Annotated in this window: 8 protein-coding genes; 5 read left to right on the top strand and 3 right to left on the bottom strand. The window is 34.6% G+C overall.

The features are described 5' to 3' along the window. Window positions 1-91: 91 nt before the first annotated feature. The 5 genes from ACN0TY_RS09780 (at window position 92) to ACN0TY_RS09760 (ending at window position 10222) form a co-directional block, all read left to right on the top strand. Window positions 92-3175, top strand: a complete 3084-nt coding sequence (locus tag ACN0TY_RS09780; protein ID WP_417444343.1) for a SusC/RagA family TonB-linked outer membrane protein — start codon at window positions 92-94, stop codon at window positions 3173-3175. A 5-nt stretch (window positions 3176-3180) separates the two neighbouring features. Further along, a complete protein-coding gene (locus ACN0TY_RS09775; protein WP_236958745.1) occupies window positions 3181-4779 on the top strand; it encodes a RagB/SusD family nutrient uptake outer membrane protein in 1599 nt (532 codons plus the stop codon). 213 nt (window positions 4780-4992) lie between these two features. Next, the gene (nagB, locus tag ACN0TY_RS09770; protein WP_417444342.1) at window positions 4993-6909 is read left to right on the top strand and encodes a glucosamine-6-phosphate deaminase; all 1917 of its coding nucleotides are present in this window, start codon (window positions 4993-4995) and stop codon (window positions 6907-6909) included. Window positions 6910-7052: 143 nt separating this feature from the next. After that, window positions 7053-7913, top strand: coding sequence for a BadF/BadG/BcrA/BcrD ATPase family protein (locus ACN0TY_RS09765; RefSeq protein ID WP_417444341.1), 861 nt, complete (start codon window positions 7053-7055; stop codon window positions 7911-7913). An 11-nt stretch (window positions 7914-7924) separates the two neighbouring features. Then, window positions 7925-10222 (top strand): family 20 glycosylhydrolase, encoded by a 2298-nt coding sequence (locus ACN0TY_RS09760; protein WP_417444340.1) that lies wholly within the window; start codon window positions 7925-7927, stop codon window positions 10220-10222. Between the two features lie 272 nt (window positions 10223-10494). On the opposite strand, the gene ACN0TY_RS09755 is transcribed toward ACN0TY_RS09760, so the two are convergent. From ACN0TY_RS09755 to ACN0TY_RS09745, 3 genes are read right to left on the bottom strand one after another with little or no spacing between them, the layout of a single operon-like run. After that, a complete protein-coding gene (locus ACN0TY_RS09755; RefSeq protein ID WP_417444339.1) occupies window positions 10495-11334 on the bottom strand; it encodes a hypothetical protein in 840 nt (279 codons plus the stop codon). Continuing rightward, a complete protein-coding gene (locus ACN0TY_RS09750; protein WP_417444338.1) occupies window positions 11312-13030 on the bottom strand; it encodes a RagB/SusD family nutrient uptake outer membrane protein in 1719 nt (572 codons plus the stop codon). Before ACN0TY_RS09750 ends, ACN0TY_RS09755 begins: the two co-directional genes overlap by 23 nt. Before the next feature lie 18 nt (window positions 13031-13048). Further along, a complete protein-coding gene (locus ACN0TY_RS09745; RefSeq protein WP_417444337.1) occupies window positions 13049-16261 on the bottom strand; it encodes a SusC/RagA family TonB-linked outer membrane protein in 3213 nt (1070 codons plus the stop codon). Between the last annotated feature and the right edge of the window lie 488 nt (window positions 16262-16749).

Raw genomic sequence — 16749 nt, 5'->3', positions numbered from 1 at the left:
TTTGTTGGCTGAATGCTGTTGTTCGTATAAAAAGATTTTTGGAAAAGTCACAATGGAGTACTTTTTAACCATTAATTAACAAATTGATAATATGAAACACAAAAAGCTATTAGTAATTCTCTTATCATTCATATGTATGTATGGAGTGTTTGGACAAGAAGTTCAAATCACTGGAGTGGTAAAGAGTAGTTTCGACGATGTACCTCTTCCTGGGGTTAACATTATGATTGTTGGAACATCTAAAGGAACACAAACTGATTTTGATGGAAACTACACCATCGACGCCAATCCAGGCGATGTAATTAAGTTTTCATATGTGGGTATGAAAGCTAAAGAAGTAACTGTTGGAGCTAATACTACTATTAATGTAGCACTAGAGGAAGACAGCGAGCAATTGGATGCGGTTATCGTTACTGCATTAGGTATTGAAAAAGAAGAAAAAGCACTAACCTATGCTGCTCAAGAAGTAAGTGGAGATGAACTTACTAAGGTAAAACAAACCAACCCAATAAATAGTTTATCTGGTAAATCTGCCGGGGTTACTATTAGTAGAAGTTCTTCTGGTTTGGGTGGGGCTGCAAAAGTGGTATTAAGAGGTAACTCTTCTACTTCTAATAACGATCCTCTATATGTTATCGATGGGGTGCCAATGCTAAATAGTGGAAATGGCTCTAATGGTGCTGAACCTGGAACTGATATTTTTGGAGGGCAAACAGGAAATAGAGATGGTGGAGACGCTATGTCTATGATTAACCCAGACGATATTGCAAGTATGACTGTTTTAAAAGGTGCTTCTGCATCTGCATTATACGGGAGTCAAGGTGCGAATGGAGTTATATTAATTACTACCAAAAAAGGAAAAGAAGGTTCTCTAGCTGTTAACTTTAATACGAGTTTTACAGTAGATAATGTAATGTCTTTACCTGAATTACAATCGGAATATCAATCTAATTCTGTTGGGCAACCAATAGCAGAAAATGGTAGAGTTACAGACCCTAAATCATGGGGAGCAAAAGCTGACGGTATTGATAACGACGCAAAAGACTTCTTTAATACAGGTTTTACTTCTATTAATTCTATGTCTTTAACTGCTGGAAACCAAAAAGCTCAGACTTACTTTTCTTATGCTAATACAACTGCAGAAGGTGTTATTCCAGAAAACCGTTTAAACAGAAATAATCTTACACTAAGAGAAACTGCTAAGTTTTTAGATGAAAAAATAGATGTTTCTGCAAGTATTAATCTTTCTGACCAAAGAATCTGGAATAGACCTACAAACGGTTTATACTCAAACCCGCTTACTGGAGTTTATTTACACCCAGTTGGTATCAGTAGAGATATGTACAAAAACAAGTACGAGTATTTCAATTCTAATACTAATATGATGGATCAATATGCTACTTCTTTTGATGAGACTATCCAGCAGAATCCATATTGGCTAATTCATCGTAATCCAAGTAAAGATATTGCACAACGTGTATTAGCAAATCTTTCTGTAAAATATCAGATTACAGATGCTTTTTCATTACAGTCAAGAGGAAGTTATGATAAGTCTTTCTTTACTTATGACAAAAGAATGTATGCTGGAACAGACACAAATAATTCAGGTGAAAATGGACGTTATATCTATGAGAAAACTGAAAATACACAACAGTATATTGATTTAATTGCCAACTATAATAAAAAAATAACTGAAGACTTTGGTATTACTGCATTACTAGGTACTAGTTTAACTAAATATCAAATTGGAGATCAATTATTTATTGATTCTGGTAGAGATGGTGTTGGTTTAAACTACCCTAATATTTTTACACTTGCAAATGTTACAACTACAAACAACATGAGACAATCTGTTGGTAACAGAGAAGTGCAATCTATTTTTGGTTCTGCTAACTTTGAGTACAAAGGAATGCTTTATTTAGATGTAACAGGAAGAACAGACTGGTCTTCTACGCTTGCAAATACAGATAGCTATTCTTTCTTTTACCCTTCTGTTGGTTTAACTGGTGTTTTATCAGAAATGTTTACAATGCCAGAGGCTATCTCTTTTGCTAAAGTAAGAGCTTCTTATGCTGAAGTTGGTAAAGATATTCCTGTATACGCAACAATTCCTTTAAATCAAATCTCTACAACTGGACCTAATGTAGGTTCTCCAGTTTTTGCTCCTATTGAAGGAGAAACTTTGAGACCTGAAAGACAAAAATCTTTTGAGATTGGTACAGAATGGAGATTTTTCCAAAGACGTTTAGGTTTTGATTTCACGTATTATGACACAAAAACTTCTGATCAGATATTTTATATCCAAGCGGAACCAAATCCTTATGGATATTCTCAAAACATTGTAAATGCGGGAGAGATTTCTAACAAAGGTTTTGAAATTGTATTAAACGGTAAGCCTGTAGCAAATGAAAACTTTACTTGGAACTCTGCATTTAACTTTGCTAAGAATGACAATAAAGTAATCTCTGTACACCCTTCTTTACAAGACGGAGAAGCTATTATTACTGCTCGTGGAGTTAATGGATATGAATATTCTTTAATTGAAGGTGAAGATTTTGGTAGTATTAAAGCGCGTTCTCTTATTAGAAATGAAGAAGGTACTCCAGTTATAAGTTCTACAGGTACTTTAATGTCTACAGATTTTGAAACTGTTGCGCATGCACAACCAGATTTTACTCTTGGGTGGAACAACTCTTTTGACATAGGAAATGTTACTGTTAACTTTTTAATTGATGGGAAGTTTGGTGGCGATGTAGTTAGTGTTACTGAAGCTATTAATGACTATTATGGTGTTTCTCAAGCTACTGCAGATGCTAGAAATGCTAATGGAGGAATGATTAATGTTGTAGACGAAAATGGTGCTGCTTCTCAAATAACTGCTCAAGAGTATTATACTGCTGTTGGTGGTAGAGCAGGAATGCTTGGAGAATATGTTTACGATGCTACTAACGTAAGTTTAAGAGAGTTTTCAGTTGGATACAGATTGTTATTTAGTGATAGCTTTATCCAAAGAATCAACTTTTCACTTATTGCAAACAACCTTTTCTTTTTCTACAAAGATGCGCCATTCGATCCTAATATTGCTGCCAGTACAGGTTTAGGGTTACAAGGAGTAGACATTTATAACCAGCCTTCAACTAGAAGTATTGGTTTAAACATTAACGTAAATTTCTAAGAAAAATGAAAAAATTAATAACATATACACTCGCTTCTGTTTTGGCTTTAGGTCTTACTAATTGTACCGAAGACTTTGCAGATATAAACACAGATCCTCACGGAATTTCTGATGAGAGCTTACAACAACGCTTTAATAATATTGGAGCTAAATTCCCTCCAATGTTTGCCAACGTTATCCGTGTGGAACCAGCTTGGAATTACCAACTACAACACAATCTAAATTCAGATGTGTTCTCAGGATATATGACCTCTCCTACTCCATTCGCAGGAAATATAAACAACCAAACCTATAGTTTAGTTAGTGGGTGGAACCAGTTTATATGGACAGATGCTTATGATGCAAATGGCGGAAATGGTGTGATGCCATACGCTAGAGGTATCGATGAGCAAGTAGAGTTAGCTGGAGATGAAGGAAGCAAAATGTTTTCTTCGCTATCAGATATTATCAAAGTAATGGCTATGCACCGTATCTCTGATGTTTTTGGTCCTATTCGCTACTCTAAGTATAACGATTATGCAACTACTGGAGAATACGATTCCCAAAAAGAGGCTTATACTGCTTTTTTTAATGATTTAGGAAATGCTATCGACCAATTAAAAGCTTATGAAGGAGAACCTCAATTTGCTGCTTTCGATTTATCAGAATTTGGAGGTGATATCGCAAAATGGAGAACTTTTGCTAATTCATTACGCTTACGTCTAGCAATCAGAATCTCTAATGTAGAACCTGCATTAGCGCAAACAGAAGGAGAAAAATCTCTTTCTAGTGATGCTGGTTTATTAGAGTCTGAAAACATGGCCGTAGATATGCAAGGGTTTGTACATCCGCTTTTTACTATTAGTGATGGATGGGGAGATATCCGTATGTCTGCAGAAATGGAATCTATACTTAAAGGTTTTAACGACGGACGCTTACAAAGCTACTTCCAACCTGCGCTAGGAAATAATGTTTCTGGAGATTATAAAGGAATTAGAATGGGTGTTGCTATTGAAGCTAAGTCTGATTATGGAGATCACTCTAGACTAGGTTCTTATTTAGGAGATCTTACTTCTAAAGATTGGATGACAACTGCAGAAGTATATTTCTTAAAAGCTGAAGCTGCCTTAAGAGGATGGGCTGGAGCTGGAGATGCACAAGCAAATTATGAAAGTGGAATCAGAGCTTCTTTTGCTCAACACGGCGCTACTGGAGTTGAAGAATATATTGCTGATGCTACTAGTACTCCTGCAGATTATGTAGATGCTGTAAATGCTGCTAATAATATTTCCTATTCTTCTGATGTTAAAATAGCTTACGATGCGTCTGCTTCAAAAGAAGCGCAATTAGAGCAAATTATTACTCAGAAATGGATTGCTATGTTCCCTGATGGGCAAGAAGCATGGAGTGAATTTCGTCGTACTGGATATCCTAAAATATTCCCTGTTGTAATTAATAACAGCGGCGGAACTATTGATACAGATGTTCAAATCCGAAGAATAAACTTTGTAGACACAGAGAAAAACACCAATGGAGAAAACGTAGACCAAGCTACTTCTTTATTAAAAGGAGCAGACAATGGTGGAACTCGTTTATGGTGGGATACTGGTGCTAATAATCTTTAAAGATTATCTAAGCATTAAAACTAATATAAAGATAGGCTCTTAGCTGAGCCTATCTTTTAAAAATAAAATTTTAGAAATAGTAATCCCACGCAAGATTACACATAAATTTCTAATTGAACAGAGATTAAACACACGATCATTAACACCGATCACTACCCTATCTAACGGGGAAAAAATAGAACGAGGAAGAAGAAAATAAAAGGCTATTATAAAATGATACAAGAAATTAAATACAAACAGGTTGGTAAGTTTGAAGATACCAAATTCGAGAAGATTCACAACGAAATCTTTGAAGACTCTAACTATGCTTCGGTCCTGGTAGCTCACGAAATCGCTGATCTTATCAAAGAAAAACAGCAACAAGGTAAGCCTTGCGTTCTTGGCCTCGCAACAGGTTCTTCGCCTATTAAAGTATATGAGGAGTTAGTTAACCTTCATAAAAATGGAGAGCTCAGTTTTCATAATGTAATTACATTCAATTTAGATGAATATTACCCAATGGAACCTGAAAATCGCCAAAGCTACTATTACTTCATGCATCAATATCTATTTGATCATGTTGACATAAATCCTGAGAATGTAAATATTCCTTCCGGAGAAGTTACTTCAGAAGAATTAGATCAGTATTGTATAGATTACGATCTTAAAATAAAACAATTAGGAGGATTAGATTTTCAATTATTAGGAATTGGAAGAACTGGTCACATTGGTTTTAACGAACCTGGATCTCATAAAAACTCTGGTACAAGAATAATTACTTTAGACCATGTAACAAGACGAGATGCCGCTTCCGATTTTAACGGAATTGAAAATGTTCCTAAAAAAGCAATCACAATGGGTGTAAGTACCATTATGAAAGCGAAACGTATTATTATGCTTGCTTGGGGGCATAAAAAATCTTCCATTGTAAAAGAAACTATTGAAGGACAAGTTACTTCTACAATCCCAGCAACATTTCTTCAAAATCACGACAATGTTACTATGATTTTAGATGCAGAAGCAGCATCGGATCTTACTCGTATTAAAACGCCATGGATTGTTACACAATGTATATGGAATGAAGATTTAAAAGTAAAAGCTGTTACTTGGTTGAGCGAAGAATTAAAAAAACCAATTTTAAAACTTACCGATAAAGATTATAATGAACATGGTATGTCTGGACTATTAACTATTGAGGGTTCTGCATATAATTTGAATATTAAAATCTTTAATAAAATACAACGTACCATTACTGGTTGGCCAGGAGGAAAACCAAATGCAGATGATAAAAATAGACCTGAGCGTTCTACACCTGCCAAAAAGAGAATTATAATTTTCAGTCCGCATCCAGATGACGATGTTATTTCTATGGGAGGTACATTTTCTAGATTAATAGACCAAGGACATGAAGTTCACGTTGCTTACCAAACATCAGGAAATATTGCTGTTACAGATGAAGAAGCACTAAAATTTGCTGAAGTAGCTAAAAACATTGATATTTCTATAGGGGCAAATAATTTCGATAAGATAATATCCTTTTTAAACTCTAAAACTACTGCCTATGAAGATAGTTTAGAGACAAGAAGCTTAAAAGGATTAATCAGAAGAATGGAGTCTTATGGCGCTACTCGTTACGTTGGTTTAGATGATTCTAAAGTACACTTTTTAGACTTGCCTTTCTATGAAACAGGAAAAGTTAAAAAGAACCCAATTGGTAGTGAAGATATTCAAATAATTTCAGATCTAATTACAAGTATTAAACCTCATCAAATATATGCTGCAGGAGACCTTGCAGATCCTCACGGAACGCATAAATTATGTTTAGATGCGATATTTGAAACACTTGAGCTTATAAAAAATCAACCTTTTATGGACGATTGTTGGGTGTGGTTATATCGTGGAGCTTGGCATGAGTGGGATATTGCAGATATTGAAATGGCAGTTCCGTTGAGTCCTGATGAAATGAGCAAGAAAATTAATGCAATTCTCTTTCATCAATCACAAAAAGATCGCGTTATGTTTCAAGGAGAAGATGCTCGAGAATTCTGGGTAAGAGCCCAAGAGAGAAATAGAAATACCGCTGTTTTATACGACAATTTAGGGTTAGCAGAATATGAAGCCATAGAAGCTTTTAAGAGATATCATTTTTAATAGTTATAGTTAGTTAGCTTGTGAGTTAGTTTAAAGAATAGCTCCTTTCTTCATGAGGAGCTATTCAAACTAACGACAAAATTTTAACAAAAAATGATTATCTTGAAATTTCAATTTTTCCCTAATTAAAAATACAAAATACTATGATTTTAGTTGCTGATAGCGGTTCGACAAAATGTGATTGGATACTTGCTGATAAAAATGGAGAACAATTACTTTCTTCACAAACAGAGGGTATCAATCCAATGGCATTGTCGGATAAAGCAATCATATCCATTATTCACAATAACAAAGATTTAGAACCATACAAAACGCTCGTCTCTCAGATTCATTTCTATGGCGCTGGTTGTGGAACTAAAAGTGCTGATCAAAAAATGAAGCTCCTTCTCGAAAACATGTTCGAGAACGCATCTCATATCAGTATAAAAGAAGATGTTGTTGCTGCAATACATGCAACTACTAAAAAAGCTGGAGTAATCTGTATTTTAGGGACTGGCTCTAATTGCTGTTATTACGACGGATCTAATATCATTCAAAAAATACCATCACTAGGTTACGTACTTTCAGATGAAGGAAGTGGTAACTTCATAGGTAAAGAATTACTTCGTGGCTATTATCATAAACTAATGCCACAACACTTGGTTACTGCTTTTGAGAAAGCTCATAATACCGATATGAATCAAGTTTTTCAGCAGCTATACCACAATCAGAATCCAAATAAATACTTAGCTTCTTTTGCTCGTTTTGCTTTTACACATAAAAACGATCCTTATATTCAAGACATTTTAAACTATACTATTGCAAGCTTTATAAAAACTTACCTTACTCATTATCATGAGGAATTACAACAACACCCTATCCATTTTGTAGGATCTATAGCATTTTATGCCCAAGATATTATTACAAAGCAATTAAATGAAAAAGGGTACAGAGCAAGCACATTTGTAAGAAAACCAATCGATAGACTTGTTAAATATATTGCAAGTCAGAATATTCAAGCATAAACTCTAAAATTATGAATCTAAAGTATCTCCTCATCTTCCTGTTTGCATGCGTAAGCTGTAAAAATTCTGATTCCCAACAGGCAATAAACACCAATAGTTATGTCACACCAAAACCTCAAGAATTAATTAAGAAGGAAGGTTCATTTGTTATTTCTAATGAAACTACTTTTTTATATTCAGATGAAAAAACAAAAGCTATTGCCTCCTTTTTTACTGATAAATTAAAAGGATATACAGGAATCGATATTTTAGTTTCTGATAAAGAAAAAGAACAGAATACAATCAAATTATCTATTAATAATGCATTAACGGATAATATTGAAGGCTATAAGTTAGTTATTACGAAAAGTGATATTACTATTGAAGCTAAAACGAATCGTGGGTTGTTTTATGGAATGCAATCACTGCTTCAATTAGTACCTTTAGTTTCTTCAGAAGATAAAAACACTATCACTGCTGCATCTATTCCTGCTATAGAAGTTGTAGATGAACCTACATTTTCATGGAGAGGAATTCACTTAGATGTATCTCGTCATTTCTTTTCCGTAGAAGAAATAAAAAAGCAATTAGACGTATTAGCACTATTTAAAATTAATAAGTTCCATTGGCATTTAACAGATGACCAAGGTTGGCGTATTGAAATAAAAAAATACCCAGAGCTTACAGAAAAAGGAGTAAGAATTGATGGAACTTCAGACCATAAAGAATTTTACACTCAAGATCAAATAAAAGATGTTGTAGCCTATGCTCAAGAGCGTTATATTGATGTAATACCAGAAATTGAAACCCCTGGCCACGCTGTTGCCGCTCTTTCTGCATATCCTGAATTTGCTTGTAATGATGACGTAACTTATACTCCAAGAGAATTATGGGGAATTGACTACAATATTTTCTGTGCTGGAAAAGAAAATGTATTTGCCTTTATAGAAGATGTTTTTAATGAAATAATTCCTCTATTCCCATATGAATATTACCATGTTGGTGGTGATGAAGCTCCAAAAAAAAGATGGGAATCATGTGATTTATGCCAGCAAAGAATGAAAGAAAATAATCTTACAGACGAAGCTGAATTGCAAAGCTATTTTATTGCCCGAGTTGAAAAAATACTACAACAGCATGATAAAAAAATGATTGGTTGGGATGAAATCTTAGAAGGAGGAATTACCCCAACTACCAATATTATGTCATGGCAAGGAGAAGAAGGAGGAATTAAAGCGGCAAATGCAGGTCATGATGTAATAATGACTCCTACGAGCTACTCATATCTTAATTTTCACCAAGGAGATTACCGTGTGGAGCCAATGGCACATGGCGGATACATTCCGCTAGAGAAAGCTTATAACTATAACCCAATTCCTGAAGCTATAAAAGAAGGTAATGAAAAGCACATTCTTGGTATGCAAGGAAACCATTGGACAGAGTATGCATACGAAGGCAAAGATATTGAGTACTATGCATATCCAAGAATAATAGCCATAGCAGAACTCACATGGAGTGGAGAAAAAACCAAGAATTACGAAGATTTCTTAACTCGTTTAGATAAGCTCTATCCTATTCTAAATTATTATAATATAAATTACCACATCCCTTTACCTGAAGGGCCTACGGCTAATAATATTGCTTTTACTGACAGTGTCACACTAGATTTTAACACAACGCATCCTATAAAAATGGTGTATACATTAGATGGAAGTACTCCTTCTGAAAATAGTGATGTATATAAAAGTCCACTTTCTTTTACTACTGATACTGAAATTAACATCGCTTCAGTACTTCCTACAGGAAAAGTTAGTACTGTAAGAAAATTACAAGTGAAAAAAGTAAATTATAAAGAACCTGCAACAGTTGATGGATTAAAGCCAGGATTAACACTAAAAACTATAAAAGGTCATTTTACAGATGCATCTGATGTTACTGGAACTCCAAGCAATGAAAAAGTCATAAAAAATATAAAAGATGCTAATGTTACTTACGATTGGGGGAAAGAAATAGACACCACTCAATTTAAAGCTGCTTTTATAGATGGGTATGTAAACATTCCTGAAGATGGAGTTTATTATTTTGCTAGTAAGCAGGAAAAAGTAAGAATAGCTGACTCTTTAATAATAGACCCAGAATACACCTTAAAAAGATTTCCATTAGAGGGGACAATCGCTTTAAAAAAGGGATTACATAAATTAGAAATACTGTATTTAAACAATGTTATAAAAGGATGGGCATCTGACTGGAATGATGTTGAAGTTACTTATAGAAAAGCAGACGAAACAGCCTATAAAGCAATAGATAGCACCATGATTTTCCACAAATAAGCATTTTATAATTCGCTTAAATAGTACCGCCGTGATTTGTTGTTTGTTCAGCCTACCTCTTTTGGTAGGCTGATTTGTTTTATATTAATTTTGACAAACATAGATCCCTTCTTTCTGTAGTTCGGATAAAGCAATCTAACACTAAAAAATAATTAATAAGCTGACTGTATAAACTGAGAAACCCCACTATCCATTACAGATAGTGAGGCTTCTCAATCAATAGCTAACTTAAATAAAATGAAGCTATAAAAACTAATTAAAACACTTATTTACTACTCAGGTTTAAAAACCCAAGTCCATCCTGTACCACCTGCATTATTTGGAACATAAAGAATTAACTCATCTTCAGTAAGGGAAATAATAGTGTACAACCCATCTGGATTTCCTTGTTCAGCTCCAAGAATATTTGCTCCCTTTACTTGTAATGTCTGATTTTTTACATCTAAAACAAAGCTTCCCATAACTGCATCTCCATTTGCATCTGCGTAATATGAATAATTAGCACCACTATCTAAATCAAAAACCATTTTCCCTGCAGCATCTACAGGTGGGCAACAATCTCCAGCTGCATTCCACCAAGCTGTTTCCCATGCAGCAGGATCATCTGGTGGCGACATATACCACCATTTCTTTCCATCGGGTTCTGGTCCTCCATTAAAAACCCATGTTTTTCCTTCTGAAGTTTCTTCACTTACTAAATCATACCAATCTTGATCCAAAGCACTATCTAATTGATCAATTTGTACATCTATAGTTTTTGTGAAAAATTCGGCCCCTAAAGTTCCTGTAAAAGTAAATGTTGATTTTCCAGGGATTGGATAGATAAATTCAACTCTATCGGTATATGCCCTTCCTAAATTATAATCCCAATATCCCGTAACACCTTCCGTTAACATATTGAGTTCTACTTTATTTCCTCCAGGTGTACTTTGAGTAGCAACTAATTGTACTCCTTCGACATCGGTAGTGTTCTCCAATATATCTCTATCTTCTATAGGTTGACATGCTGCTATTATCAGCATTAGAGATACAATCCAAAGATTTATAATCTTATTATTTTTCATGTCTATATTTTTTTCAGTTAACATCTTACCACCCTGGGTTTTGTTCATAAACACCATTAGAAAGTCTTACTTCTGTTTCTGGAACTGGAACTAACCCTTTAGTTTCTGGTCTATACTTAACACTATACTTTGCATCAACTCCAGAGTTCCTAACATCAATTTGATCTCCAAATGCATCCTCAACATCTCCCCAACGCACTAAATCAAACCAACGTAATCCTTCAAAAGCAAATTCATGTAAACGCTCTTCTTTTAAAGCAGCCAAAGAATACCCAACAGATTCCAATCCAGCTCTGTTTCTAACAGCATTAATTCCATCTGCTGTTTCTGTTAATTCAGCATGCATTAAAAGTACATCTGCATAACGCAAGTAAATGTAATCTTGAGCATTCCAAAGCTGTAAAGGGTCTCCATTATTCATATCGTATAGGAAATAAAACATTCCTTTTACTCCATCCTCCCCTTCTGGGTCTGGATCTGGATGCTGAATAGTTGTATATTTTTTATTTACAAAACCAGTTTCATGATCTCCTTTATCTGCTTCGTAACTACCTGCTCCTTGCTCGGCATCTCCTAATTGAAGAATAGATCCTTTTTTACGTGGATCTGCGTCATCCCATTGATTCCATAGTTTAGGGTTTACAGAACCCCAACCCCATCCTTGACCAAATGGTACCATAGAATTATCTCTAATTCCAAAGAAAAGAGGGTATCTATTATTATACTGTTGTCCCCAATCCCAATTAGTAGTGGTGTAACGTTGCATAAACATAGTTTCATTATTTCCAGTACCATAAGTTGGTGTCAATCCATCTTGACCAACCCAGCTTAATCCTTCTGTTTCTGCCCATGGGAGAACAACATCTCCTGCACTTTGATTCACATAAGAATATGGCCATAAGTTTCTGAAATCTGAAGCTAATCCATAACCGCTACTATTCATACAATCATTTAAATAAGCAACTACTTGAGACTTAGTAAGTGTACCTCCATCAGGTAATGCAATATCGCTGGTTGCTTGTCCTTCAATATTGGTCATATATCCAGTATAAAACAAATAAGCTCTTGCTATATATGCTTCTGCTACCCATTTATTAGCATGTCCATATCTTGCTGTTGGAATAGATGAAAAGCTTTGTGATGGTAATAAATCAATTGCTGTTTTAAAATCTGCAGCTATTTGTCCAAATGTCTCAGTATATGAAGCCCTTGGAGCATCTCTTGGGTCGTTAATAGCTAAAATTAATGGCATTCCACCAAAAAATTTGGCTGCTCTGAAATAGAAAAACCCTCGCATAAAATATGCTTCTCCTATAGTTTGCTGCTTATAACTTTCTGCTTCCGCATCTGAATTAAAAAAAGAAGAAAAATCTGTAGTTTCCACTTTTTCTATTATTGTATTACAACGCACTACGCCATTATAGGTTTGTACCCATAAATCTCTATAAGTATCTTCTTCAGGGTCTTGGAAACTATCTACATTTTTTGCAGATCTATCATCTGGACCTCCACCTCCAAACATCATATCTGAAAGTAAGTTGGCAGCAATGGCTTCATCACTATGTGGTGTTGCCGTATACAATGCATTATAAACCCCAGACATAGCTTCATCAATATCCTGTGGACTACTATAAAAATTGTCCAAGCTTTTTTCGTAAAGGTTTTCTGTATCTAAATAATCCTCACTGCAACTAACCGTAATGGCTAAAACAGCTATGGAGATACTATATATTACTTTTTTCATTGTTATCGTTTTTATTTATTAAAAATCAACACTTAATCCAAACATCACTGTTCTTGGTAATGGATATAAACCTAAGTCAACACCAGAAGCCCAAGTAGTATCATCATTCCCTCCATAAGATACTTCTGGATCCATTCCGTCGTAATCAGTAAATGTGTATAAGTTATTAATCGCAGCATATATATTGATTTCTTTTATGTAATCTATATGCTTTAAGTATTGTCCTAATTTAAAACCAATTGTAAGGTTACTAATTCTCAAATAATCTGCATCATGCATATATATATCTGAGATCCAGTTTGTATTTCTATTAGAGACAGAGCTTAAGCGTGGTAATGTATTTGAAGTTCCTGCTCCATGCCAACGGTCAAAAATATCTGTAGTATAATTTTGATCAAAATTATCAGCAAACGATCGGTAAGACTGCATTACTTGCATTCCATATTTTCCAGTTAATGTAACATTCGTATAAAAACCTTTATACTCAGCATTTAACTGAATTCCTAATTCAAAATCTGGATTAGGATCTCCAAGCATCTTTTTATCTAGTTCATCTATAACTCCATCTTGATTCTGGTCTACAAAACGAACATCACCAGGACGTTGATCACTAAAATATGGTGCTCCGTCTGTTGGTTTCACATATGCATCTACTTCATCTTGCGTTTGTAATATTCCATCTGTCTCATAGCCATAGAAATATCCTATAGGGCGTCCTACCTCAGCTCTAGAAATATATGCTGTTCCTTGAGATAATATATGAGGCTCCCCAGTAATTATTCCTTCTGCGTTTGCAATTTTTGTTACTTCATTTTTATTATAAGCTCCAGTTACTGTAGCTCCATAAGAGAAGTCTCCAACTTTGTCATTCCATGATACCATAAATTCAAAACCAGTATTCTCAATATCTCCTCCATTTATATATGGTGCTCCTGCTCCTGCTGTTCCTTGAATAGGAGCTCTTACAAGCCAATCCATAGTTTTTTTCTTGTACCAATCTGCAGTAATTGCCAACCTAGAATTAAAGAACCTTGTATCTACACCAAAGTTTAGTTGCTCTGAAGTTTCCCACGTTACATCTGGATTCGGAACTATTGCTGGAGCTGCTGTTGGTCCAGAAACAGGTTTTGTGTCTCCAAAATAATAACCTGGGTTAAAATATGCGATACTTGAGCTATAATAGAAATTTGGGATGTTTTGATTTCCATTTTGTCCCCAACTACCTCTTAGCTTAATAAAAGTATTAGAATCATTCATAAAGTTTTCGGAACTTATAATCCACCCAGCAGAAACTGATGGGAAATATCCCCATCTATTTCCTTTAGCAAAATTTGAAGAACCATCTGCTCTCATTGTTGCAGACAATAAATATTTCTCTTTATAGTTATATTGTGCTCTTGCTATATATGAAAGCAATCCACCTCCACCAGCAGCCCAATCAGCTCCATAAGTATCTATAGCACCAATTACCGATTTATCAACGTTATTAAGGAAAGCATATTCTGGCAAGCCAAACCTACTATCAGCTTTACTTCCTCCTACTTCTGTATTAATTTCATTTTTATAAACTTCATTACCAATTAAAGCTGTAAGCTTATGATCTCCAAAACTATGATCGTAGGAAATCGTATTAGTTAAAGTAGAGTTATTTCCTAAATATTGATTTTGAGAAACACCATCTGTAGCATTACTATATAGAGTTCCAAGGGCATAGGTAGGTGTCCAAGAACGACCATGACCAAACCATGCGTTAACTCCATAAGAAGATCTAAATTTTAAATTTTTAAGAGGCTCTATTTCTATATAAACATTACCAACAATAGCATTATTCTTATTACCAAGATTGGCATAATTATGTCTATAATACATTACTGCTAATGGGTTATGTTGATTGTTTGAAAGTCCATCTAAAGTTGGTGTATAACCATATTGGTCTGGCGATTGATCCCAATATGCAGGCATTAATGGATTCTGTACTAATGCATTGTGTAAATCATTCCAGTATATATTTCCAGTGGCTACACTTCTATTTTCTGTTTGTGTATAAGTAAAATTCTCTCCAACAGTAATAATACTGTGCTCATCATTTTTAAAAAGAGTAAACTCAGTATTCATTCTTGTAGTTAATCTTTTAAAACCGGCATCAGTAACATTCCCGCCTATAATACCTGTTTGATCGAAGAAGGAAGCCCCTAATGAATAAGTTATATCTTCACTTCCTCCAGTTATATTTATAGAATGGTTAGAAATCGGTGCATTTTTAGTAGACATTTCATCAATCCAATTGGTTCCTTCCCAACCATTTTGAAGCATCCCCCATATATCTTCTCCTAACTGAGTTCCTAAATTTCCTGGGTAGTTAGCATTTAACCAGCTGTTATTTTTAAGAATTGCTTCCCAATCGTTTGGAGCTAGACCATCGTTAACACGTCCTTCATCCATAATGTACATATATTCTTGTGCATTTAATGGACTTAGATTTTTATAAATATTCTGGAAACCGTAATATGTTTCGTAGTGAATTTGCGCTTGTCTCGACTTATTCCCCTTGCGCGTAGTAACTAAAACTACTCCATTTGCTGCTCTAGAACCATAAATTGCAGCAGAAGCCGCATCTTTTAATACATCTATACTTTCGATATCTCCAGAACTTAAGTAATCGATATTTCCAACAACTACTCCATCTACAACATATAATGGATTTGAATTCCCTATAGTTCCTAGACCACGGATTGTAACTTTAGTTCCAGCACCTGGCGCACCACTATTTCTGGTAATACTAACTCCAGGCGTAACACCTTGAAGCGCTTCCATTGCAGTTCCTGTATTAAGTTTAGAAATATCTTCTCCCTTTACATTTACATTTGCGCCTGTTGTAAGTGCTTTTTTCTGTACTCCATACCCTACAACAACAACCTCTTCTAGAGCTTCCATAGACTCTTCTAGAGTAATATTCATTGTAGTTTGTTGTCCTACCGGAACTGTTTGTGTTACCATTCCGATATAAGTAAAAACAAGACTGTTTGAAGGATTTACTCCTTCTAAGTTGTAATTACCGTCGAAGTCTGTCCTAGTACCATTACTTGTTCCTTCAACAAGAACAGTAACTCCCGGCATAGGGACTCCTGTAGCGTCAGTAACGACTCCTGAAATGGTTTTTGTTTGTGAAAACACACTTTGTGAACAAACTAAAACCAAAGCAATGATCGCGAATTTAAACTTTAGCATCATCTTTAATTAATTTAAGTTAATTGAGTTAGGTTTTATTAAAAGCGATTCGAAGAATAGAAGAAGTACTTCATTGTTAAAAAACAAAAAAGACCAAAAAGATTAATAACCCAATTATTACGATTATTAAAAGAATCTCACTTAAGGTTCTCCAACTAAACTTTGAAAAGCTTTTTTTCATTACGTAAATGTTAACAAAACATTAAAAAGAAATTAGGACGAATAAAGCAATCGATATTACTTTTGAAGCAAGAAATGTAGTAGAAATGATGTATGCTTCATTTGTTGCAATAGATGCTTCATTTTTTTTAATATAATTCAATTAACTGATAATCAAAGCATAGCACTTTTTCTCTAGATAAAAAGAAAGTCAGATAAAAGAATGCAATGCAGAGCTTAAAACACATCATTTGTTAAAGGCAAGAAGTATGCTACATATATAGTTGGAATTCATATAAAGTAAAAAAAGAACAATTAGATGTATGCTTATA

This window comes from Joostella sp. (assembly GCF_048266025.1).
Lineage (GTDB): Bacteria > Bacteroidota > Bacteroidia > Flavobacteriales > Flavobacteriaceae > Galbibacter > Galbibacter atrarenae.
This window is presented reverse-complemented; position numbering and strand designations above follow the sequence as displayed.

What these genes read in the sequence shown, in the direction of transcription:
- ACN0TY_RS09780 (WP_417444343.1), top strand. Translation starts at nt 92, where the DNA reads ATGAAACACAAAAAGCTATTAGTAATTCTCTTATCATTCATATGTATG.
- ACN0TY_RS09775 (WP_236958745.1), top strand. Translation starts at nt 3,181, where the DNA reads ATGAAAAAATTAATAACATATACACTCGCTTCTGTTTTGGCTTTAGGT.
- nagB (WP_417444342.1), top strand. Translation starts at nt 4,993, where the DNA reads ATGATACAAGAAATTAAATACAAACAGGTTGGTAAGTTTGAAGATACC.
- ACN0TY_RS09765 (WP_417444341.1), top strand. Translation starts at nt 7,053, where the DNA reads ATGATTTTAGTTGCTGATAGCGGTTCGACAAAATGTGATTGGATACTT.
- ACN0TY_RS09760 (WP_417444340.1), top strand. Translation starts at nt 7,925, where the DNA reads ATGAATCTAAAGTATCTCCTCATCTTCCTGTTTGCATGCGTAAGCTGT.
- ACN0TY_RS09755 (WP_417444339.1), bottom strand. Translation starts at nt 11,334, where the DNA reads ATGAACAAAACCCAGGGTGGTAAGATGTTAACTGAAAAAAATATAGAC.
- ACN0TY_RS09750 (WP_417444338.1), bottom strand. Translation starts at nt 13,030, where the DNA reads ATGAAAAAAGTAATATATAGTATCTCCATAGCTGTTTTAGCCATTACG.
- ACN0TY_RS09745 (WP_417444337.1), bottom strand. Translation starts at nt 16,261, where the DNA reads ATGATGCTAAAGTTTAAATTCGCGATCATTGCTTTGGTTTTAGTTTGT.